Origin of the sequence: Methanosarcina sp. (assembly GCF_035390745.1) — an archaeon.
Classification (GTDB): Archaea; Halobacteriota; Methanosarcinia; order Methanosarcinales; family Methanosarcinaceae; genus Methanosarcina.
Map to the genome: position 1 here is coordinate 19,607 of NZ_DAOOUJ010000009.1, position 21,373 is coordinate 40,979.

A 21,373-nucleotide genomic window follows, 5' to 3' on the forward strand; every position below is an offset into this window, starting at 1 on the left:
AATCAAAAAGAAGGAGGAAATAGGAAGGCACCTGCATGTAATGCCTGCGTCATATTAAAATTGATCCCAAATAAAAAATTGTGATTGGGAAGGGAGACTTTGTTCATCCCATATCAAGGAGTGGAATATAGTTCTGGGATAAACTCCATTCAATCACGATATATATGTGTCTGCTACAGGCATGATTTTTAATTTCAATATTGGTTTATGTAATTACTATTTTTTCTAAAAATTGTTTTTCTGGTTTAATCATGCCTCAATTTTTCTATAGATATTTGTACTTATAAATGTATCTTAAATTTATGAGGAGGTGAAAAATTTTTAGGTGTAGTGTCAAAAATATTACGAGGTTATAAGATAAAGGAGCCTGAAGACTAAGGCTGCTTTTATCTTTCCCGCATTTCACTGAAGGATGAAGTTTCGTATCTCTTCTCATCAGCAGCAGAGGATGCGTCAAAAACAGTATTTAAAACCGCCAGGAAAGCTTCCAGATTTTAAGAAGGTAGAAAAATAACCTGGAATAATAGAAATAACGGAAATTGAGATATGTACTGTCCGGACAGGAAACATCTGTTTTTGTCCGTCCAAGTACTTGAAAACAGATTTTATATCCACATAACCATGTTTTGCATCTTATCTGGCAAGAGGAGTAACTAACATACTCCTTACTCTGCCTTGATGCGTTTGATGGTTGTAGGACGCTCTTTTACCAGGATTCTGTGTCCGCAGTACGGGCACCTTATACCTGTGTACTCGTAGTCAATTTCCACTTTCTGTTTACACCGAGTGCACTTATATCCCATACAACCTCACGTACCTGAAAAGTGTTTGTTTACTTTGCCTCAGCAACGTTCTTCATTGTGCGCAGCAGGGTCTGCCCAACGCTTGTGTAGGGGATGTAAGTCCCGCCTGCGAAGGTGTGTCCGCACTTGCTGCATTTCCAGATTCCAGTTCCAATCCTTCCCACTGTCGGACGGGCACATTTGGTGCATACATGCGGGGCTCGCATGCGTTCTTCCAGGTCTGCGACAAGCTTTCTGTCTTTTCTCCCATACCTGGGACCAAACCTGCCTGCAGATCTGGAAATTCTTCCTTTCTTAGTGAACTTTTTTGCCATCGTTATAACTCCTTAAATGTAATGTTAAGTCAGAAGGGATAGAACCGATTTCTCTGCGGGCCGACCCGCCCTGAGACAGGGGTTCCTTTATCACCTTATAGACGTGCACTTAGACCGTAATACAGGCATTTAATATTTATATTTAATTAATCCTGCCCGATTTATTCACTTTTTGCAAGCCCTTCAAGATAGAGAGATCTGAGTTCGGCTGCCTTTTCGATTGCCATATTTATTGCTTCGAAGAGCTCTTCCTCGCTAAGAGGGGCAGGGCCCATTTTCTGCATTCCTGCAACAGACCCGTCCGAACTGGAAACAATGGTCAGTTTTGTTTCGCAAACTGCTTCCTCGTCAAGAGAGGGGTCAACCATAAGTTTAGAGCCGATCTTGGCAAGGGTAATGCCAACAGGCATCTCTTTCATTGCAAGGGGCACGTTCTCGCCCAGTCCCTGCTGTTCGTTAGGGACCATGGTGGTCATGAGGGCTGCAATTGCAGCAAGACAGGATGCGTCAATGATATTTCCGTCATCGTTCAGGATGTGGACATCTATAAAGACAATCCAGACGGATTCTCCAACCGTTATGCAGAGCTTCTTTATATCAATTGCGCCTGATTCTCTGATTCCCCTGTCAACGACCCTTGCCATTTCGATTGCTTCTTCTCTCGGAGGTCCGGGCTCAAACTCAGGAGAGGCTATAGGATTGAGTTCTAGGTTGGTAATGATCACGCCTTCGTCCTGGGAATCCGGGAAAGGAGTTCCTGTCTGAAGTTTCACACCAACGAGCACCTGCGTGTTCCCGAGGGTGACCTTTGCAGAACCCTCTGCTTTGGAGATAACATTTGTTTCGACCTTGATGTCCCTGAAATCTTTAAAGCTGCGCCCGTCCTGGCGTTTTTCTTTGATCATCAGGTTGTAAATATAGTCCTTCTTAAGTGTGGCTATGATTTCACTCATCTTTTTCACCTCTGGTTCCGGCTTCAGAGGGGTCTTTTACTACCTTCCAGGGACCTTCGGATTTTTCCTCTTCAGGCTCTTCTTCAGTGGAAATTTCCTCTACTGCTACCTCTGCTTCTGGCTCGACACTTTCTTCTTCAGGTTCAGCTTCCTCTTCTTCTTCGAGCTCTTCTTCAGGTTCAGCTTCTTCTTCAGGTTCAGCTTCTTCTTCAGGTTCAGCTTCTTCTTCGGCTTCTTCTTCGGCTTCTTCTTCAGGTTCAGCTTCTTCTTCGGCTTCTTCTGAAGCATCTTCCCTTTCGAGCCTGGATTCAATTTCGTCAAACTCTTTCAATTCAGGGGCACCTTCAAAAGAAGCTTCAAATTCAGCTTCTTCTTCAAGAGCTTCCTCTTCAAACTCCTCTTCTTCGAGTTCTTTTCCCAGATCTTCCTCTAGATCTTCCTCTAAATCTTCCTCAATGTCTTCTTCAGGTTCAGCTTCTTCCTCAAAAGCTTCCTCTTCAAATTCCTCTTCTTCGGTTTCGAACTCTTCTTCAAGCTCTTCTTCAGCTTCCTCTTCGAGCTCCTCTTCAAAGTCAGGGATTACTTCACTCGCAAGGACTTCGGCTTCAACAGATTCCTCAAGGATTTCCGGTCCAAGCTCTTCGGCTGCTTCGAGAGCTTCTCCGACAATAACAGCGGCTTCAGGAGCAATAAATTCCGGCTCTTCTTCTGCTTCGGCTGCCTTTTCACCGGCTGGTTCTTCAGAGACCTCTTCAACAGGGGTTTCGAACTTCTTTCTCAGGACTGCCTGCTGAATTGCCAGGATTTCCTTGCAGCCTTTCTTTACAAGTTCCAGGCCCTTCTTAATTTCTTCAGGAGTAAGGTTCCCGTCCATCTGGACAAGGGTAATCTCTCCGTCCTGAGTCATTGCTACAGGGAAGTCAGCTTCTCCATAATTGTCCTCTTCCTTGTTGAGGTCAAGAACAATCTGCCCGTCGACCTTTCCAAAAGCGCAGGAAGTGATAAGTCCCTTCATGGGAATTCCGGCATCTGCAAGGGCTATGCTTGAAGCATTGATTGCTGCGGTCCTTGTCCCTGCATCTGCCTGAAGCACTTCAACAAAAATATCAATTGCTGTTTTAGGGAACAGCTCAGCCATAATCACAGGCTCGAAAGCTTCCCTGGAGACCTTTGAAATTTCAATGCTCCGCCTGCTGGGGCCCGGGCGGGCGCGGTCTTCTACGGAGAATGATGCCATATTATATCTATAGCGGATAACTGCCGAATCTGCGCGCTGGCTGCGGCGGGGATGAGCTTCCCTGGGGCCAAAAACGCCTACAAGGATCTTATTTCTGCCCCATTCAAGATAACATGAACCGTCGGCTCTAGAAAGTACACCGATCTCAATTTTCATGGGCCTTATCTCATCCGCACGTCTCCCGTCAAGGCGCAGCCCATCGTCAGTGATTAATGTTAAATTTTCAGGTTTATTACTCATACTTAAATCTCCAAACAACTCCTAAACCAAATACTCTAGAGAAGCTTACCTAAAATTCTCCTGACTCTATCCGGAACTCAATTCTTGGGGTCCAGCAACACATCGATCTTCCGGTAGATATCCTCGGAATGACCTTCACTTGCCGCATTCACGTCTTTAGTCTCATTTTTAAAAAATTTAACTGACCTGGACTCTCTCTGTTTCACCCTTTCAGTTTTCAAAAAATTGTAGATCCGGTCTGTCAACCCGGAACGCTGAGCTTCAGCTTCTATTTTCCGGAGAGCCTTGCTCAAAAGCTCTATATCCTCATCCTTCCCGTCAATCCATATTCTGCCGTTCTGACCTACGAAAATGCTGCAGTTTGTCTCTTTCTTCAGCATGGAGATCATGGAACCGCCGTGTCCTATTACACGGGGAACTTTTACAGGCTCTACTTCAACAATCTGGCCTGTTTTAAGTTTATGAAGGTTCGGATCTCTCAGGGCAAGCTCTATTTTCATGGAGCTGTCAACATCTTTTACCCTGAGAATAACAGAGTCGCCTACGTCCAGAATTTCAGGCATTTCTCGGGATTCGACTCTTCTCGGATACTCAGATACGTGAAGCAGACCATCATAAGGAGCTGCGATATCCAGTATCCAGTTGGATGGAGTAACCACAATAACGATCCCTATCACCACATCGTTCACTGAAGGGATATACGCTCCCGCAAGTGGGATCACTCCAACTTTATCCTCTTTGAGGCTTTCAATACCGCAAAGCGAAGAATAGATTTTGCCGTTCCTGACATACGTCCCGTATCCGGACTTTTTTGTATTCTCGGATAACAGGTCACCGGGGATCACTATTTTTTTATCCATCCAACATCCTCTTATAAAAGTTTAGTCTGAGCCTCTCCCTTCGTGAGATGATTTATAAGAGCGTAAAAATCAGTCTGGACTCCCGCAGGAATCCTTACCACTGCAATCCATGAGCCGTCACGCTGCCATTCTTCCTTTGTAATGGTTCCGGCTTTGGAAATATCTCCGTATGCCTTGGGGGCATATTCGGGAGGGATTTTTACAGCAATACTAATTTCTTCAAAGCGTATCGGGATAAGCGGACGAATGGCTTTCATTGTTATGGCTACCAGCTGATCCACGCTTTTTAAGGGGTCTATATGCACCTTTGCCTCTTCCATCGCTCTTTCTATCCTTGCGGGAGGGTGAGGTGCTCTAGTCTGAGGGTTTATAGCATTTCTGGAAATGGTATAGATAACCTTTTTCTTTTTCTCTTCAAGCATTCGTTTTCTCTGCTCGGCGGTAAGCTGAAGCTCTCCGCTCTTCAGGATCACGGCAGCAATCTCAAAGGGGTCGGTTGTTTCAAAAGAGTTAAGAATATCAGACTCTGCTGCCCGATCCCCTCGGTTTGCATCTTCGAAGATAGTTTCAACTGCCAGAATGTCTTCGAGGCTTACTTCTTCGCCTCGCTTATAGGCCAGAGCCCCTTCGGGCTCGACCAGGACTTCGAAATGTTTGCTGCCTCTTTTGAGCCGGGCAGTCACTGCCTCGTCCAGGGACACCATTTTCGAATACCTTCTCTAAAACATAAGTTTGAGAATCAGAATTCTCTGACTACTCATTTTCTGAATATTTATAGGTTTTATTCTTTGTTTTCAGTTCCCTTGTGTTTCTCAAGGATCTGCTGAACATAGCTCTCAACTTCTTCAGGAACCAGTTTCCTGAATTTCTTATCCTCAAGGGACACAACACCCACTTCAAGGGTTCCGGCATCGAACTTGCCTTCAGCAGCTTTATAGAGCGCATCCATTCCAAGGAGGATAGCATCATCGATGTTCATATCTTCCCTGTAGTCTGCCTCAAAAACCTCAACAACTGCATTTCTGCCTGCGCCTATGGCTGTTGCCTTGTACTCAAGAAGAGCCCCGCTCGGGTCAGTCTCAAAAAGCCTTGGCTTGTTGTCATCCACACCTGCGATCAGGAGTGCAGTTCCGTATGGGCGAACTCCTCCATACTGAGTATATGTCTGCTTGTGGTCGCAGATTTTCTTGGAGATAACCTCAACACCTATGGGTTCGTCATATGAAACCCTGTTTACCTGGGCTTCTACACGGGCCCTGTCAACAAGAGAGCGGGCATCTGCCACAAGCCCTGAGGTTGCGGCTCCTATGTGGTCGTCAATCTGGAATATTTTTTCGATTGATTCAGCTTCCACAAGCCTGCTTGTTATTCGCTTGTCGACCAGCAGCACTACCCCATCGGCTGCCTTGATTCCCACGGCTGTTGTTCCCCTTTTGACCGCCTCGCGGGCATATTCTACCTGGAAAAGTCTTCCGTCAGGGCTAAAAACCGTAATTGCCCTGTCATAACCCATCTGTGGTGCCATCTGCATATTCCGTATCTCCTTGCCTTAATTTATGTTCTATATTGTTTCAATTTTTCCCGGCCAGAAACCGGTCACTTTTCCTCAGGGATCTCAAATCCGCAGAATCGTGAACATAATCACCGCATGCCCAAAAAAGGCTTTGGTCAGTAAGCGATATATCTGTGCGGATTTCCTGAAAGTTCAGTACAGAAAGTCCCAGACCCAGTGTTCAGGTAAGGAAACCGACTTTTGATTCCCTATAACGTATTTCTTCTTTATTAGAGTTTTTAGCATTTTATGCTGGACTTTCTATCCTGAACCTATTATTTGGACGAAACCAGAGGAAAATACCCCGGTTACAGGGAGTTTAAAGGCACTTTTACCCTGTAAAGCACGTTTTCCAGATATAACCCGGATTTACGCACATAGATTAGTTCTTTAAACTAATTACAGAGTCTGAAGGTCCATTCCAATGTTAACTATGTCCGTAATAAAGTGTATTTACTCAGTTATAATGCTTATGAGAGTCCGGGGCTTTTCTGGCTATTAATGCAGATTTGAAACCTGTAAGGGAGAATTTTCCCTTCAGTTCTCTAAACCATAATACCGGATAACTATTATCCAGACCCTCAGACCACTCAAGCATAAACTGCCAGGAGTTCCTGCACAATCGCTCTTCTGTCAATCAGTTCTACCAATCAATATTATACTTTGTTACACTAATACTCATTCATTGTAGTATATATTAGACAGCTTATACGACAACTTCTGCAGTTTTCAGCCCTGAGGAGTTTCAATCTGAAATTCTTTAGTAGATAACTGGTTTAAATTACTATTTAAAATAATTACATTAAATAATTACTCGATACTGGTTGATTGTATGCCTGCAGATTTCTGCCCTGCTTTAATGTAGATTTTCCGGGTTTTTTCGTATAAACAAGACCGGATATAAGCAAGGCAACATATAAACCCTATGAGCCAGTTTATGTCTATCGTATGTAAAGAATACAGAATACTGTATTTTTAATCAACTAATCAGAATACTGATTTTTAATCAACTATCAGGCAGAAAAGGACATGCGTTTCCCAATAAATGTAATTATGTTTGTATAATTATTCCTGATAGGACCATTCCACATATATCAGAGAGAGTGATCAGAGAGAGTGCGGGAAATATCCAGAGTAACATTTTGAGTACAAACCTGGAACTCTGAAAACCCGACTCAATGTCTGAATTCTCAAGGCTTCAGGCCAGGTTTTCCACGTTATCCAGATCCTGAACCAGCTATTCAGAAACCTTATCACTGGCTTCAAGAGCTGAATTAATTTTCAGCCTGCAGAAACTTTTCCGTAGCCCTTTTAACAGTACCGGAAGTTCCCAGAACGTGAAGAGTTGCCCTCTTTCCGTTAATCCGGGTCAGAGCAGCCATAGAAGCTCTTGTTTCCTTAACCTTTGCGTGAGAGCACTGGATAATTCCTTTTCCGTTTTCAAATCCAAGCACCTTAATATCACAGTCGCTGGTTGTAATGTCTCCTAGCAGTGAGGAAGCAGATGAAATAACTTCTTTAACAATGTCACCTCTGCTTGCAGGCTCTTCCGAGATCAGCTCAAAAGCAAGATAGCGCTTTTTGGCTCGGAGTGAAGGAAGCAGGCGTTTCAAAAAATATCCTCCCCTTCAAGGACTTCAATCCCTTCCCTTACATATCCAGGGCCAGGGCGGTTCTTTTTTATAATTTTTTCAGGGACGGTGCTTATGGCATCAAGTGCCTCATCTTCTTCAAGCCCGCATACCTCAGCAAAAGCAAGAGTCTCCATAGGGGAGCGAAGATCATAACAGGACATAGCATCACTGCAGAGTACAAGAGAAACATCGTATTTTCTTGCAAGCTCAAGGTTTGCCTTAAAGTCAGACAGCATGCGGATGCGCCTTGAACCCCTGGAGTGTAAAAGAGGCCTGAGGGGTATGCCTATTGCAACCCCGTTTTCAGCAGCTGCTTTTGCCAGAACCTGATTTAATCCGCTGCTTTTGTCAAAAGCCGGATGATTAAGAATATCTACCCTGGGATTTTCAAGTGCAGCCCTGTTTATTGATTCGGAGCCACCGTGCACGATCAGGACATCAGTAGAGCTCCTGAATTTTCCTATTAAACTGTGCAGTTTCGAAGGGTTTTCTTCAACAAGCTCAATTCCCCTGAAAACTTCAAAACCCTCGATTGAAGGCAGTGCAGGCTTTTTATCAGGTAGCTTGTCGGAATGGTTGGCAAGGGCAATCCCGCTGTACCCGAAGTGCCGGGCAAGGGAAGAAAGTTCCTCTATAGTATTATCCCCATCCGGAGCTGCATGAACGCAAAAATCATAAAATTTCGGTTTACCCAAATAATTCCTCCACTATGGCTCCGGCTTTTTCCCTGTTCTTCGGATAGGTCTCTATCTTTACCTTTGCAATAATCGCATCCGAGGAGCTGGTCAGTTTTACCTGCTGCAGGTATGCTGCCTGCTTGTCGAAGCGGAGGTGAAAAACCATGTCATCGTCCAGCCTTTCAGGCATTTCTTCCCTGAGCATGTCCACGTCTTCTTCGGAAAAGTTTCCCCGGACAAAATGGGCAAAGTTCAGGCATTCAGCCTTCTTCTTAAGCTGCACGCTAAGGATAGTAATAGGATTTCCATGGTGCCCTTCAGCCTGGAGTTCTTCTATGAGCTTGCTCCCTTCCTTTACGCCGGCACCGGATAAAAAAAAATCCAGAGCCTTCCGGACTCTGGATGTGTCTTCGGTTGCGTGGGCGATCACACGCATTGTTATGTGGTGAATCACTTGCCTCGACTCTTGTGTACACGGATGCTCGGCCTGGTCTTTTCAGTACCCTTGCCGCGTGTGGACATGCCTCTGCCTTTCCGACCTGCACTGGTCTTGCCCCTGGTAGCTCTGCCCCTGATGGACGGGTCGCAGACCCAGTTCAGGTTCTTGTCACTCTTTATTACAGGGTGATGCGGGTCTACAAGGATGACTTCAAACCACTTGTTCTTTCCGTCTTCCCCTACCCAGTAGGAGTTAAGGACTTCAAGGTTAGGGTATTTGCGGTCAGCACGGGCTTCAGCGATCCTCTGGATGCTCATTCCGCCTGTGATTTTGTTCTTACCCATCTTCTGGGTCCTTCTTCCACGGTTGAACCTTGTCTTACCAAGCCCTCCGCGGCGTACCTTGACCCTGACGACAACAATACCCTGCTTGGCTTTGTATCCAAGGGAGCGTGCTCTGTCGATTCTTGTGGGTCTTTCAATTCTGGTCACGGATCCCTGTTTTCTCCAGACCTGCAAGCGCTCCCAGCGGAGTTCGTTCACATAGGTCTCATCAGGGTTTTTCCATGCATCGCGCACATATTCATAAAAAGATTTTACCAATTTAAACACCAAGTTTCACTTATGTTTCACGGTTCAGCCCTGCCAGCAGGACCACATCCCAACGGGACCTAATCCCGAAAATGAAACATGCGATACAACTGAATCATTCGATTTAAAGCTTTGCCCCATCAAAAGCTCTCTGGAAGAAAAAAACTCCAAAAGGGAGGGAATGACCAGAAAAGAGGAAAAAAGGAAATATCGTTTTTGCGGACAGAAATTTCAGTTTTGGAAGCAGGAGTTTTATTACTTGATAAAACTTCAGTAAAATATTAATACACTGGAATTAATATAGAGCTGGAGGTATTGGTTGCGTTTTTTTAAAGGTTCTCTTAAACCTGTAAGAGAAGTAAGCACTAATTCTGCAATAAGCACTAATTCTGCATCTCTGAAAATAGCTATTATAACTGTTACTCTGCTGGTGCTTCTCTGTCTGATGCCCTCAGCCAGTGCAAGAGACTACACTCTGGAAAAAGCAACAACGAATATAACTATAGACGCCACAGGCCTGGCTCATGTTGAGGAATCGATTTCATACAGCTTTGACGGAGACTACAGTGAAGTATTTAGAGTTCTTGAAGTGTCTCCCGGAGAATCCATTCAGAATATCCAGGGATACTGTTCGGATGAAGCATGTACTTTCAGAGTAGAAGAGACTTCCGAAGGATACGAGTTAATAGGTGAACTCCCCACCCCAACTCCGGAAAAAGTGACTTTTTTTATTTCCTATGACCATTATGGTGCGGTTAAAGTCCATAACGATGTTTCCGAATTTCACTATAAACTCTGGGGAGAGGAATGGGAGAAGCCTCTTGGAAGCTTGAAAGGAAGCATTACACTTCCTGTTGAAAAAGAGAATGAACTTCAGTACTGGATACACCCAGCCGGCTATACCCAGACCGCTGACGTGGAAAAGAATGTTCTCAATTTAAGGACAGATGAAATTCCCTCTTACCAGTGGTATGAAATCAGGGTTGTTTTTCCAAGGATAGAATCTCCCAATTCCAGCATTGTTCAGATAGATAACTCAGAAGGGCTTGAAAAAATACTGGCTATTGAGAATGAATATCAGCAAAAAGGCTCGATCTTAAAAGGTCTTTACGGGCTGACGGTTCTTTTCGCCCTCCTTTCTCTGGCAGTACCGTTCTTCATCTATTTCAGGTATGGAAGAGAACCTAAAATAGATTATGAGGCAGTATATGAAAGAGAACCTCCCACAGATTCCAGACCTGCAGTGGTAAATGCCATAATGCAGGGGAAAATAGGCACTCCTGCGATGGACGGGTTTACTGCTACGGTTATGAACCTTGCTAACCTTGGTTATATTTCTCTTCGCACTATAACATCAGAAGAAAGCAAAGCATTTGGTTTGTTTAAGTCCGAATCCGAAGACATTTTAATAGAGCTTGCCAGCCCGGAACCGGATGCAAAAGGTGAAGGAAAACTCGCAAAACTGGAAGATTATGAGGAAGACGTGTTCGATTTATTAAAAAAACATGCTTCTGGAAACAAAATCTCATGGGCTAAACTGAAAAAAGAACTTGGAAAAGGGACTGCCTTCTATGATTTTGTGCTTGCCTGGAACAAAAAGGTTGAAAGGCATATTGTAGTTGAGAAACTCTTCCGGTCAACAGGAAATACATACATGAGTATTTTCGGTGTTGCAGTTGTAATTGCGGCAGTTATTTATTTCATAGTACTCTCCAACAATTTTCCTTCGGATGCATATCCCCTGGCATCAAATGTGAATTTGCTGGTGGCTCTGGTCGCATCCTCTGGAATAATTATGATAATTTTCTCAGCAGCATTTGAAAAGGTGCTTGGACGCTGGACTCCTGAAGGAAGGCTTTATTATAAACGCTGGAACAATTTTAAAAAATACCTTACAGATTTTTCCGCACTCAAAGAGCATCCCCCGGAATCGATTGAAATCTGGGACTTTTATCTGGTTTATGCAACAGCTCTTGGAGTTGCAGAAGAAGTCCTTAAAAACATGTCTTTAGTAGTTCCTGCTGAGCAGATGAAAACAAGCCATTTCTACTATGTGCACCACAATTTCAGCCAGTTCGGTTCAGGCTTTGGGAGTGCTTACTCATCCTCAGCTCCATCCTCAAGTGGGGGCGGCGGCGTTGGAGGTGTTGGAGGAGGCTCAGGCGGCGGAGGCGGGGGAGCCCGCTAAACTATTTCCAATAAACGTAAATTATTTTCAATAAACGGATGGTGATTTATTGTTAGTAGAGATCTCGATAATAATTATAGTAATTCTGGGTTTGCTTTTCGTTATAATGTATAATGACCTCATAAAACAGAGAAACAGGGTAGAAAATGCCTGGTCCCAGATAGAAGTCCAGCTTAAAAGGCGTTATGACCTTATACCCAACCTTGTGGAAACCGTCAAAGGATATGCAAAACACGAAAAGACTCTTTTTGAAAACATTACAAAAGCAAGGGCTGCGGTAATGTCTGCACATAATGTCAATGAAACCGCAGAAGCATCAAACTACCTGTCCTCAACCCTCAAGTCCCTGTTTGCAGTTGCAGAAAATTATCCTGAACTGAAAGCCAACCAGAACTTTATGCAGCTTCAGAAAGACCTTATGGAAACCGAAAACAAAATAGCCTATTCAAGGCAGTTTTATAATGACACGGTTATGAAGTACAACATCAGCATTCAGACAATTCCTAAAAACATTGTCGCATCTCTCACTGGATTCACGAAAAAAGACTTATTTGAAACCCTGGAAGGAGAAAGAGAAACGCCGAAAGTTGAGTTCTGATACTGCCGCTGGAATAGACCGTATGGAGAATATGACTGTAAATCCGGAAAAAACAATTTCCTGTCCACCCAAAAAGGGCTTTTTAATTTACATAATCCTGGAAAAGAATGACCCGGTATAGCTAATGATGTTGCATGATTCAGAAGATTTGCAGCTTTTTCTTCAATTAGTCCCTGGATCAAAGCTCACTTAAATAACCATAAATTAGTCCCGGATTCACAGCCTACCCTGTAACTTCTAAAGTAGTCCTCTTGAGCGAGCGGAGCGAGTGAAAAGGACGGCGGGCTCCCGAATCGCAATTCGGGAAGAAAAGGACGGCGGGCTCCCGAATCGCAATTCGGGACGAAAAGGACCGCGTACTCCCGAGGCGCAACTCGGGTGAGGCAAAACTCGGGAAATCAATAGATTAATAATACTCAAGGGCAAGTCGTATGAATTGCATTTTGTAAATTTTATTCCACACTGCCGCGCTCGAGCTATCGGGTCGGGATTAAGCTAATCATAACCTTTATGCGCACCTGAAAAATTAAATAAATAATGCTCCAAAAATCAACCCCTGTCTGGACCAGCAGAATATGATCTGTAACAGAAGTTTAACAAAAATGGAGTAGTAAAATGGAAATTTCCCGCCTGTTAAATGAAATTAAAGCTTCAAGCCGTTACGAGAACCAGATCGTCCATATTGAAGAAACCCCTGCAAGGGACGCCCTTTATGCAGCTCTTGAACTGGAGGTAAAGGTAAAAGCGGCCCTTTCAGGAATCGGGATTGAAGCACTATACTCCCATCAGGCTGAGGCGATAGAAAAGGTCAGGGAAAGAAAAAACCTTGTGCTCTGTACAAGCACAGCGAGCGGAAAAACCCTTACTTACATGGTCCCTATTTTTGAAGCTGTCCTGAAAGACCCTGAGGCTACTGCTCTTTATATTTCTCCTTTGAACGCCCTTGTTAATGACCAGTTAAAAGCTTTCCTTGAATTTGAAGGGGCACTGAATTCTGGTGCAGGTATAGCCCGTTATACCGGCGCTCTGAGTGCAGACCAGAAGAGGAAGATAAGGGAAGGGCAGACAAATATTGTTTTTACAAACCCTGAGATGGTGCACATGAGTTTTCTTGCCTGGCACCACCTCTGGAGGCGCTTTTTTTCAAACCTCAAATTCATTGTTGTTGACGAGAGCCATTACTACAGAGGGGTCATAGGGAGCAATATGGCAAACGTGCTCAGAAGGCTTCTCAGAGTTGCAGAATATTATGGAGCTTCCCCGCAGTTTATCTGCTGTTCGGCAACCATAGGAAACCCGAAGGAGCATACCGAAACCCTGATTGGAAGGGAAGCTGAGGTGGTTGAGAATAATGGGTCCTCTCAGGGGCCCCAGAAATTTGTGTTCTGGAATCCGCCTCTTTACCTGAACGGAAGAGGGAACACTGTCAGGAAAAGCAGCTTTTCCGAAACCTCGGCTCTTTTTACCAGGGCAGTCAAGGCCGGGCTCCAGACCCTTGTTTTTACACGGTCAAGGCAGGGGGTGGAGAGGATGTACAGGAGCTGCAGGGACCTTTTAAGGGAATGCGGGCTCTCTTCTGCAGTCTGCCCGTACAGGAGCGGCTATTTTGACAGGGAAAGAGAAGAAATCGAAAAGAAAATGAATTCTGGAGAGCTCAGGGGTGTAATTTCCACAAATGCCCTCGAACTCGGGATAGATATAGGAGGACTTGATGCCTGTATCCTTGACGGCTATCCAGGCACGGTTATGAGTGCAAGGCAGCAGGCAGGAAGGGCAGGCAGGAGCGGGAATGAAAGCCTTGTCCTTATGGTAGCCGGGACAAATGCTCTTGATCAGTATTATATGAGAAACCCTGCCGATTTCTTTACAAGAAGCAGCGAAAACGCGGTACTTAACCCCAAAAATCCCTATATCCTTGCAGGGCACCTGCTCTGCGCAGCAAAAGAAATCCCTCTCAGAGAATCGGATGAAAAATACTTTGGCAAAGGGTATTCAAGAGTTGTGGAGCTCCTTGAAGAAGAAGGGCTGCTTGCTGGAAGCGACCTGAAATATTCCACAGATCCATTTCCCTATAAGCAGGTATCTCTTCGGGGGATAGATAACAATACTTACTCTCTTCTTGCTTTTGAAGGGGAAAAGAGCTTTCCTATCGAAAAAGATATTGAAGAGACTCTGGCTTTCCGTGAGTGCCATCCGGGTGCAGTATACATACACCGGGGAGAGCCTTTTTACATAAACAGGATCGACCATGAGAAAAGAGAAATACATGCTATAAAAACACATGACAGCTATTACACAAAACCCATGATAGATTCGTCAGTCGTGGTGCAGGAGTCTTATGCAGTGAAACCCCTGCTTCATGCTCCAGAGGTGGAGGTGGGGCTTGGGGAAGTAGAGGTGACGGACAGGATAGTAGGCTACAGAAAAATCCGGACACACAGCGACGAGACAATGAGTGCTCATGATATTGAAATGCCTCCTATAACCCTCCAGACGGTTGCGCTCTGGCTTAAACTTCCTGACAGGCTGCAGGAGCTGATCGGGGACCATAAGCTGGATTTTGCAGGCGGGATCCATGCTGTTGAGCATGCAATGATTTCCATGTATCCTCTGCACCTGCTTGTGGACAGGAGTGATGTGGGGGGGGTTTCAACTCCATCCCATCCCGACCTTGGGGGCAAAAGCGGGATTTTCATCTACGACGGGCACAGGGGAGGAGTTGGGTATGCCGAAAAAGGCTATGACCTGATAGAAGAAGTCCTGGAAGGCACCCTGAAAGCTATCGAAAGCTGCCCCTGCGAAAGCGGCTGCCCTGGCTGCATCCAGTCCCCCAAGTGCGGGAACAACAACGAGCCTCTTGACAAACATGCGGCAATCATGCTCCTGCATGAACTTCTGGGAAAGGATCCTTACATCCCTCCCGAAAAGAAAGAAAAGCATCTTTCTGAAGCCAGAGCTCTCCAGCCGTGTCCGCAACAAAAAAAGGATGAGAGAAGTGCCCTTGACAGGGTCAGAAGGCAGCTCAGGCGGGAAACCATAAAACAGGAATCTCAGGCAGGGCAGGAGAAGAAGGAAAAAACCTTCATTGCCACAAATGAAAATGGGGGAATGATCGGAATTGTCTCAGCCCCGTCCCCGGAAAAAGCTGCAGCAAAAACATTTCATCAGAAATTCGCTGGGAATAAAGAAGCTACGAGAGAAAAGCCCTTTGAGATAAGGATCAGGGATCTTGGAGCTGGAAACGATTACTGTTTCAAGGTATGGACTGAGCTTTTCGAAACTATGGAAAAAGGAACTTCTGAGGAAGGAGAAAAGAAAAAAGTTGTGAGAAAACTGGTTATTCAAAAAATGAGCTGAAAAAGAACTTAAAGAAGATGAAAGAGTATTTTTCAGGCAGGACACTTTTTTTATTTGCGCTCTTTTCATTCTTAAAATCTTTATTTTACGGTTTCTGTTTTTCTCTTTTTCTATTAGTTTATCCTGGTTTCATCGGACGTTTTTGCTTTTTGGATTTTACTCGATAATTCTCTTCACTTTGGACTTAAAATCGTTTTAATGGTTATTAAAAATCGAATATTTCATTTGCTTATATTCTTCTATTTCTTCCTTGTTTCCCTGATTTTAAACATGATTTTTTATAACATCAGAAGTTGTTCCATCTCCTACAGTTCCAGTGTAACCCCCATCAATCCAGAATTCACCACCCCATAACTGTTTCTTTATCTCAGGGTATTCTTTGAAAATTTGTCCTGCTGTGATACTTTTCACCTTTTGAGTCGCATGCTGTTTTATTGGGCATCGAACTTTCGAATGGTTTTGAATCTGCGGAATCATTTCAGGATACAACATAAACTCCTAAACGTCAAAGTCACTCGAAGTTTTCCCTTACTTCTTTCAGCATCTCCCTTATCTTAATATTCTGCGGGCAGACATCCTCACACTTCCCGCACTCAACACAGTTCCCTGCCTTTTCTTCCGGCAACAGAAGAACCCCATACTGGAACTTTGCATTCTCCACGTCGTCAAGCATAAAAACATCATTCAGATAACTGAGATTACGAGGAATATTTACACCCATTGGGCAGGGCATACAGTACTTGCAGTTTGTGCAGTTGACTTTTATCCTGGACCTGTAGATTTCACTCACTTCAAAGATCAGGCTTTTTTCGTCGGCTGAAAGTGAATTGGGTTGCCCTTCTTCTGCAAATCTCAGGTTTTCTTTCAGGTGCACCATTTCTGACATGCCGCTCAGGACAACACTGATTTCGGGATAGTTCCAGAGGTAGCGGAAAGCCCATTCTGCAGGGGTTCTTTTAATATTCGCTCGGTCCCATACCTTCCCGGCTTCTTCCGGGACCTTTGCCAGGTTTCCACCGCGCAGCGGCTCCATGATAACGACTGCAAGCCCCTTTTCAGCCGCGTATTTCAGACCTTCGATTCCTGCCTGGAAGTTTTCGTCCAGATAATTGAACTGGATCTGGCAGAGGTCCCAGGGGTAGGCGTCAATGACTTCCTTAAAAACGTCAGGTTCGTCGTGGAAAGAAAAACCTGTGTATCTTATTTTTCCGGCTGCTCGAGCTCTATCCAGAAAGTCTATAACCCCAAATTTCTTCATTTTCTCCCAGTAACTTTTTTTAACGGCGTGCAGGAGGTAGAAGTCTATGCAGTCCGTCCGGAGTTTTTCTAGCTGTTCGTTTAAGAAGCGGTCCATGTCTTCTTTGCAGTTTACTCGCTTGCAGGAAAGCTTTGTTGCCAGAAGGACTTTTTTCCGGTAGCCGTCTGAAAGGGCTTTTCCCAGAAAAATTTCGCCCATTCCGCCGTGATAGGAATATGCCGAGTCAACATAATTTATCCCGTGGTCAATGGCATAGCGAAGCAGCTCTATTGCTTTTTTTTCGTCTATCTTTTCGGGTGCCCCTTCAAGAGTCGGAAGCCTCATGCAGCCGTAACCAAGGATGGAAACCTTCTCGCCCGTCTTTCCCAATTTGCGGTATAGCATCTTTTTGCCTCATTGATTTCATCGACTTAAGGGATAATGTCAAGAGATACTGTTATATTTGATCCTTGCCTATAACATATCGATAATTATGGGGAAGAATATCCAAGAAATTAAAGAAGTTAAGGGCTTTTTGCCCAGGTCTGTTGTGTACGCTGAAAAGATTAATGAGGATTTTGGCGAAGGGCTTGCAGGTTTTTATAAGTCCATCTGGGCTGAAAGGGAAGGCGGGCTTTCCATGAAGCACAAGCACCTGATGGTTTTTGCTATTGCCTGCTCCAACAACAATATAGAAAGTGCAGTCAAGATCCTGGAAAGGCTTCATAAATTCGGAGCCACAAAAGCCGAAATTTCAGACGCAATGATGATGGCTGCATGGACTGGAGGTATTCAGAATTTTACGGATTTCAGTGCAGCAGTACTGAAAGAAATGGAGAGAATGGGCTATTAAAAAGCCTTTCCTCTCTACCTTTTTGTAATATTTGTTTAAATCAGCTATTTTTTATAATTCCAGAAGAAGGATCATCTGTGGTTCAGGCTCGTTATCGGGGTTCCGGTGGTATTCTTATGGTATGGCGCCTATATGCAGCTACTTGTTGAAGATAATTTTTTATTCTGCCTGATTTTCAAACATCTATTTTTATATTTATTTTCAATATATTTTCCTCAAGTTCAGTCTGCAGCAAAACTGCCTAATTTTTCTTATTTATTAATTTTTCTACAATGATCCATGCCTGATTTATGCTCTATATTTTTTTCTGTATTTTCGTATCTGTTTTAATTACTACAGTTCATTTTCCAGAATACACCTGGATTTTTAAATTAAATGTAATATATAATTTTCATTTTTTTTCGGAATATTTATCTACCCTGTTCTAATAGAGAAAAATAGACAGATTTTCAACTAACTTACCTTTCAAGTTAAGTCGTTTTCAGAAGCAGGCACTAACTTATTCATCATTTTCTTTAAAAGGCATTATAAATGAGGCATAACACGCACTTATTGTGAAGCCTTTCAGGGAAATATAAGTGCCTTGAGTAATAAAGGCATTTGCCTGATAAGGATTGTAAAGATCTGTTGATCAGGGTGAATGTCCAGACCATTTGATAAGGGAGAGATTATAACGGAACACCCGGAAACCGGTTTGATTTTTAGAGAAGTACAGGATCTGCACAGCAATGTTTTTCTTGTCTCGATCCTTTATCCTGCCCTTCTGCTCTGGTACGTAGAAATCCACAGCCTTGTTTTAGGAAAACCCGCAGGAGTTCAAAACGTTCCTGACCTTTATTTACTCGCTCTCTGGTTTGTTTTCGGAGTATTTTTTCCCCTTTTATTCTACTGTACCAAACATATCACAGAAGTTCGAAAAGATGGTATCTATATACGCCTGGTACCTCTGAATCCTTCATTCAAGAAAATCCCTATTTATGTTGTTGAAGAATGCAAAATTCAAGCTTATGAACCCTTCACCGGGAAGGATTATCTGGATAAGCCTCCGTCAAGGAGAGCGAATTTCGTTGTAATCCTGAAGCTCATAACAGGGAAAAAAGTGGTAATCAGCTCTAAGAATCCTGATGAACTGCATCAGGCAATTATGTCTGCCGTAGCAGGCTCCTGATTTCTTTATCATAACAATTTTTTCCAAAAATTTTCTCCTGAATATCTCAGGGTTTATATCCTGCCAGCTCTATATTAATCTGTAATTTCGGGCAGATAATAAGGGGAAGCTTTCAGGAAGATGCTGTTTTTTTTTCAATGAAAATACATGCTTTTTTTCAAGAAAATACATGCTTCGCAATATCGATATGGGGGGAAGTGCATCAAAGCAGGCGCCAGGGCAGGCATAAAGAAAAGTATTGCAGGTGAAGGTACGGAAGCTCTTTACAGAGAGCACGCAGGAAAGCCTGTGATCGAACTCGAACTCAAAAGCCTGCTGCAGCTCTTTGACTCTTTTGACCCTGCCCCTTTTCACGAAAAAGAGCTTAATCTGGATGCAGAAGAATACCTCTATAACGCTGTAGATGAATTCCCTCTTAGAAAGCCCCTTGAAATTATGATACATCTTCCTCCTTCCGAGGTCAGTGCAGAAATCGAAGCTGACCTTAAAGAAGCTATAAAGAACCACTTTTCTTACAAAAAGCTTCTTACCGATATAGAACTTAAAAGGCTGCTTCACCAGGGAAGAAGAAACTTTATAATAGCCCTTACCTTCCTTTTTCTCTGCCTGCTCATGATCCGGCTGCTTTCGACTTTTGAAGAAAGCCTCCTGAACACTCTCCTTTCTGAGGGGCTCCTTATTATCGGCTGGGTCGCTATGTGGGAGCCTGTACATATTTTCCTTTACGGCTGGTGGCCGATTGTCCACAAACGCAATATTTACGAAAAAATTGTAAAGATGGATGTGTGCATCGGGATCGTGACTCCAGCAGGGGAAAAAGCTTCAGAACACCGCTTTACGCCAGAAGAGCCCTGAATAGGACGATATTCCAAACCTGAAGTAAAGCCTTATATAGAACATACTAACAGTTTAAAGTATGTAATAATGATCTTAAAAACAGTTCCAGAGAAGGTAGATAAAAAATGGTCTGGGGGATAGATATTTTCCCTAAGGGCACAGATGGTCTTTACAGGAAACTGAATGGAAAACTCATGATTGAACTTGAGCTGCGCACTGCAATGCAGATTTTCAATTCCTTTGACCCCGCCCCTTTTCATGAAAAAGAACTTGATCCAGAAGCGGAAGAGTATATTTATAATACCGTTGGAGAGTTCCCTCTAAAAAAGCCGCTTGGAATTATTATATACATTCCTCCTTCCGAAGTTGATAGCGAAACGGAACGCACTCTTAAAGAAGCAATCAGGAATCATTTTTCTTACAAAAAAGTTCTCATGGACATAGAGCTGAGAAGGCTTCTTCAGCGCGGAAGAAGAAATATGACTATTGCAACCGTCTTCCTTTTTTTCTGCCTGCTGATAATCCAGCTTCTATCAACCCTTAAAGGAGGGCTGATAAATACCATGCTTTCCGAAGGGTTTACTATCATTGGCTGGGTTGCTATGTGGGAACCTATTAACGTTTTCCTCTATGGCTGGTGGCCTATTGTGCAAAAAAGAAAGATTTACAGGAAAATTCTCAGCATGGACATAAATATCATAGCCGGCTCCCCCAGCAAGGTAAAACTGACAGACCCCCGTTTCCTGCCGAAAAAAAGCCAGCTGAGGACTGATGATCCGGAATTTTTCCAGTAGCCTTTCATTCGAAGATCCGCGCATCCACAACGACATGAAGGACACCAGGAGAATACTTCTTAATCCTTCGGGTTTCCAGAACCTCAACTTTTTTTCCAAGGGATCCGGCAGCTTTCTTTATTCTTTCTTCAGGCCTCGTTTTTGCGAGACTTTCGGGCACTGTTTCGTGGTAATGCAGGATTCCTCCGCTTTTTTTCAGAGCTTTTATAGCCGGTTTCAGATAATGGTGTGTTGTTCCCACATAGCCCATAATAACCCTGTCTGCCTCGCCTTCAGGAGCAGACTGTGAGCAGTCTCCCAGAACCGGGGTAACAATATCCTCCACATGGTTCAGCCTGATATTTTCCTTCAGGTAGGCAAAGGATTCAGGATTTATTTCGATCGAGATTATTTTTTCCGGCTTTCCATGGGCAGCCATGGGAATTGAAAAGTATCCTATTCCCGCAAACATATCCACCACGACTTCCCCTTTCCCGAGCCTGCTCATTCTTTTCCTCTCTTCAAGGTTGCCCCTGGAATACATCACTTTGGTTACGTCCTGCTTGAAAAGGCAGCCGTGCTCTTTATGGATGGTTTCGGTACCGCTGCCCAGAAGGAGCTCCCTTTTTGGCTGACGGAACTGCCCTTCGATTCCGAAGTCCCGGACAATGCTTCTGCACTTAGGGTACATGGAAAGGAGAGCTCTGGCTATCAGGTTTTTTTTCTTATCCAGTTCATCAGGGATTCTAACTATTATTATGTCTCCGAGTACATGCCAGCCCGAAGGGACCAGGGCAAGTTCGGTTTCGGAGAGCGAGCCTTTCAGGTATTCTTTGAGAGGCTGTGGAGGCTTCAAGAATTCGATATCTTCCTGTTCAATTACAGGAAACCCTTCAATCGTTTCGCCTGCATCCCAGGTTACTGGGATTTCGAGAAAAGCACCTTTTTTTGTCTGAACTTTTCTGATTTTTCTTGTAGTGTCCAGAAATTTACCAACAATTGCTTTTTCTCTGATTTCTTCTCCTTTTTCAGGCGGAATCCGGATTGCTCTATACATTGGAAT

Annotated in this window: 20 protein-coding genes and 1 pseudogene; 7 read left to right on the top strand and 14 right to left on the bottom strand. The window is 43.9% G+C overall.

Annotated elements, in window-relative coordinates; all coding sequences use genetic code 11:
- Window positions 1-665: 665 nt before the first annotated feature.
- The 11 genes from PLL47_RS04145 to PLL47_RS04195 all read right to left on the bottom strand — a co-directional run bounded on the left by PLL47_RS04145 (window position 666) and on the right by PLL47_RS04195 (window position 9,311).
- Complete coding sequence (locus tag PLL47_RS04145) at window positions 666-803, bottom strand: DNA-directed RNA polymerase subunit P (RefSeq protein WP_011021777.1); 138 nt, start codon at window positions 801-803, stop codon at window positions 666-668.
- A gap of 29 nt (window positions 804-832) precedes the next feature.
- On the bottom strand, window positions 833-1,117 hold the full coding sequence (locus PLL47_RS04150) for a 50S ribosomal protein L37ae (protein WP_011034538.1): 285 nt from the start codon (window positions 1,115-1,117) through the stop codon (window positions 833-835).
- Window positions 1,118-1,278: 161 nt separating this feature from the next.
- A complete protein-coding gene (rrp42, locus tag PLL47_RS04155; RefSeq protein WP_324444940.1) occupies window positions 1,279-2,079 on the bottom strand; it encodes an exosome complex protein Rrp42 in 801 nt (266 codons plus the stop codon).
- Window positions 2,063-3,547, bottom strand: coding sequence for an exosome complex exonuclease Rrp41 (gene rrp41 / locus PLL47_RS04160; protein ID WP_324444941.1), 1,485 nt, complete (start codon window positions 3,545-3,547; stop codon window positions 2,063-2,065). Before rrp41 ends, rrp42 begins: the two co-directional genes overlap by 17 nt.
- A 77-nt stretch (window positions 3,548-3,624) precedes the next feature.
- Window positions 3,625-4,407 (bottom strand): exosome complex RNA-binding protein Rrp4, encoded by a 783-nt coding sequence (gene rrp4 / locus PLL47_RS04165; protein WP_324444942.1) that lies wholly within the window; start codon window positions 4,405-4,407, stop codon window positions 3,625-3,627.
- An 11-nt stretch (window positions 4,408-4,418) separates the two neighbouring features.
- Window positions 4,419-5,111 carry a ribosome assembly factor SBDS gene (locus tag PLL47_RS04170; RefSeq protein WP_324444943.1) on the bottom strand — a complete coding sequence of 231 codons (693 nt, stop codon included), beginning with the start codon at window positions 5,109-5,111 and terminating at the stop codon, window positions 4,419-4,421.
- 77 nt (window positions 5,112-5,188) lie between these two features.
- Window positions 5,189-5,938 carry an archaeal proteasome endopeptidase complex subunit alpha gene (gene psmA, locus PLL47_RS04175; RefSeq protein ID WP_324444944.1) on the bottom strand — a complete coding sequence of 250 codons (750 nt, stop codon included), beginning with the start codon at window positions 5,936-5,938 and terminating at the stop codon, window positions 5,189-5,191.
- A gap of 1,295 nt (window positions 5,939-7,233) precedes the next feature.
- The gene (locus PLL47_RS04180) at window positions 7,234-7,572 is read right to left on the bottom strand and encodes an Rpp14/Pop5 family protein (protein ID WP_324444945.1); all 339 of its coding nucleotides are present in this window, start codon (window positions 7,570-7,572) and stop codon (window positions 7,234-7,236) included.
- Window positions 7,569-8,288 carry a ribonuclease P protein component 3 gene (gene rnp3, locus PLL47_RS04185; protein WP_324444946.1) on the bottom strand — a complete coding sequence of 240 codons (720 nt, stop codon included), beginning with the start codon at window positions 8,286-8,288 and terminating at the stop codon, window positions 7,569-7,571. The genes PLL47_RS04180 and rnp3 overlap by 4 nt, the downstream gene beginning before the upstream one ends.
- Window positions 8,281-8,724 carry an RNA-binding protein gene (locus PLL47_RS04190; RefSeq protein WP_324444947.1) on the bottom strand — a complete coding sequence of 148 codons (444 nt, stop codon included), beginning with the start codon at window positions 8,722-8,724 and terminating at the stop codon, window positions 8,281-8,283. Before PLL47_RS04190 ends, rnp3 begins: the two co-directional genes overlap by 8 nt.
- Window positions 8,721-9,311, bottom strand: a complete 591-nt coding sequence (locus PLL47_RS04195; protein WP_324444948.1) for a 50S ribosomal protein L15e — start codon at window positions 9,309-9,311, stop codon at window positions 8,721-8,723. The genes PLL47_RS04190 and PLL47_RS04195 overlap by 4 nt, the downstream gene beginning before the upstream one ends.
- Window positions 9,312-9,618: 307 nt before the next feature.
- On the opposite strand from PLL47_RS04195, the gene PLL47_RS04200 reads away from it, so the two are divergent.
- The 3 genes from PLL47_RS04200 to PLL47_RS04210 all read left to right on the top strand — a co-directional run bounded on the left by PLL47_RS04200 (window position 9,619) and on the right by PLL47_RS04210 (window position 15,442).
- The gene (locus PLL47_RS04200; protein WP_324444949.1) at window positions 9,619-11,487 is read left to right on the top strand and encodes a DUF2207 domain-containing protein; all 1,869 of its coding nucleotides are present in this window, start codon (window positions 9,619-9,621) and stop codon (window positions 11,485-11,487) included.
- 49 nt (window positions 11,488-11,536) lie between these two features.
- Window positions 11,537-12,085 carry a LemA family protein gene (locus PLL47_RS04205; protein WP_324444950.1) on the top strand — a complete coding sequence of 183 codons (549 nt, stop codon included), beginning with the start codon at window positions 11,537-11,539 and terminating at the stop codon, window positions 12,083-12,085.
- A gap of 615 nt (window positions 12,086-12,700) precedes the next feature.
- On the top strand, window positions 12,701-15,442 hold the full coding sequence (locus tag PLL47_RS04210; protein WP_324444951.1) for a DEAD/DEAH box helicase: 2,742 nt from the start codon (window positions 12,701-12,703) through the stop codon (window positions 15,440-15,442).
- 267 nt (window positions 15,443-15,709) lie between these two features.
- Here PLL47_RS04210 and PLL47_RS04215 read toward each other — a convergent pair.
- Window positions 15,710-15,859 (bottom strand): annotated as a pseudogene (locus PLL47_RS04215) (transposase); the annotation flags it as partial.
- Window positions 15,860-15,953: 94 nt separating this feature from the next.
- Window positions 15,954-17,084: an aldo/keto reductase gene (locus PLL47_RS04220; protein WP_324444952.1), complete on the bottom strand. Its 1,131-nt coding sequence runs from the start codon at window positions 17,082-17,084 to the stop codon at window positions 15,954-15,956.
- An 88-nt stretch (window positions 17,085-17,172) separates the two neighbouring features.
- Here PLL47_RS04220 and PLL47_RS04225 point away from each other — a divergent pair, with 88 nt between their 5' ends.
- The 4 genes from PLL47_RS04225 to PLL47_RS04240 all read left to right on the top strand — a co-directional run bounded on the left by PLL47_RS04225 (window position 17,173) and on the right by PLL47_RS04240 (window position 20,331).
- Window positions 17,173-17,532, top strand: coding sequence for a carboxymuconolactone decarboxylase family protein (locus tag PLL47_RS04225; protein WP_324444953.1), 360 nt, complete (start codon window positions 17,173-17,175; stop codon window positions 17,530-17,532).
- Between the two features lie 640 nt (window positions 17,533-18,172).
- A complete protein-coding gene (locus PLL47_RS04230; RefSeq protein ID WP_324444954.1) occupies window positions 18,173-18,700 on the top strand; it encodes a DUF6141 family protein in 528 nt (175 codons plus the stop codon).
- A gap of 147 nt (window positions 18,701-18,847) precedes the next feature.
- A complete protein-coding gene (locus PLL47_RS04235) occupies window positions 18,848-19,555 on the top strand; it encodes a hypothetical protein (protein WP_324444955.1) in 708 nt (235 codons plus the stop codon).
- 107 nt (window positions 19,556-19,662) lie between these two features.
- Window positions 19,663-20,331, top strand: coding sequence for a hypothetical protein (locus PLL47_RS04240; RefSeq protein ID WP_324444956.1), 669 nt, complete (start codon window positions 19,663-19,665; stop codon window positions 20,329-20,331).
- 4 nt (window positions 20,332-20,335) lie between these two features.
- Here the strand turns inward: PLL47_RS04240 and PLL47_RS04245 are convergent, their stop codons facing one another.
- Window positions 20,336-21,367 (bottom strand): class I SAM-dependent methyltransferase, encoded by a 1,032-nt coding sequence (locus PLL47_RS04245; RefSeq protein WP_324444957.1) that lies wholly within the window; start codon window positions 21,365-21,367, stop codon window positions 20,336-20,338.
- Between the last annotated feature and the right edge of the window lie 6 nt (window positions 21,368-21,373).

Excerpts from the sequence above, each read along its gene's own strand:
- PLL47_RS04145 (WP_011021777.1), bottom strand. The coding sequence starts at position 803 with ATGGGATATAAGTGCACTCGGTGTAAACAGAAAGTGGAAATTGACTAC.
- PLL47_RS04150 (WP_011034538.1), bottom strand. The coding sequence starts at position 1,117 with ATGGCAAAAAAGTTCACTAAGAAAGGAAGAATTTCCAGATCTGCAGGC.
- rrp41 (WP_324444941.1), bottom strand. The coding sequence starts at position 3,547 with ATGAGTAATAAACCTGAAAATTTAACATTAATCACTGACGATGGGCTG.
- rrp4 (WP_324444942.1), bottom strand. The coding sequence starts at position 4,407 with ATGGATAAAAAAATAGTGATCCCCGGTGACCTGTTATCCGAGAATACA.
- PLL47_RS04170 (WP_324444943.1), bottom strand. The coding sequence starts at position 5,111 with ATGGTGTCCCTGGACGAGGCAGTGACTGCCCGGCTCAAAAGAGGCAGC.
- psmA (WP_324444944.1), bottom strand. The coding sequence starts at position 5,938 with ATGCAGATGGCACCACAGATGGGTTATGACAGGGCAATTACGGTTTTT.
- PLL47_RS04210 (WP_324444951.1), top strand. The coding sequence starts at position 12,701 with ATGGAAATTTCCCGCCTGTTAAATGAAATTAAAGCTTCAAGCCGTTAC.
- PLL47_RS04220 (WP_324444952.1), bottom strand. The coding sequence starts at position 17,084 with ATGCTATACCGCAAATTGGGAAAGACGGGCGAGAAGGTTTCCATCCTT.
- PLL47_RS04225 (WP_324444953.1), top strand. The coding sequence starts at position 17,173 with ATGGGGAAGAATATCCAAGAAATTAAAGAAGTTAAGGGCTTTTTGCCC.
- PLL47_RS04230 (WP_324444954.1), top strand. The coding sequence starts at position 18,173 with ATGTCCAGACCATTTGATAAGGGAGAGATTATAACGGAACACCCGGAA.
- PLL47_RS04235 (WP_324444955.1), top strand. The coding sequence starts at position 18,848 with ATGCTTTTTTTCAAGAAAATACATGCTTCGCAATATCGATATGGGGGG.
- PLL47_RS04240 (WP_324444956.1), top strand. The coding sequence starts at position 19,663 with ATGGTCTGGGGGATAGATATTTTCCCTAAGGGCACAGATGGTCTTTAC.
- PLL47_RS04245 (WP_324444957.1), bottom strand. The coding sequence starts at position 21,367 with ATGTATAGAGCAATCCGGATTCCGCCTGAAAAAGGAGAAGAAATCAGA.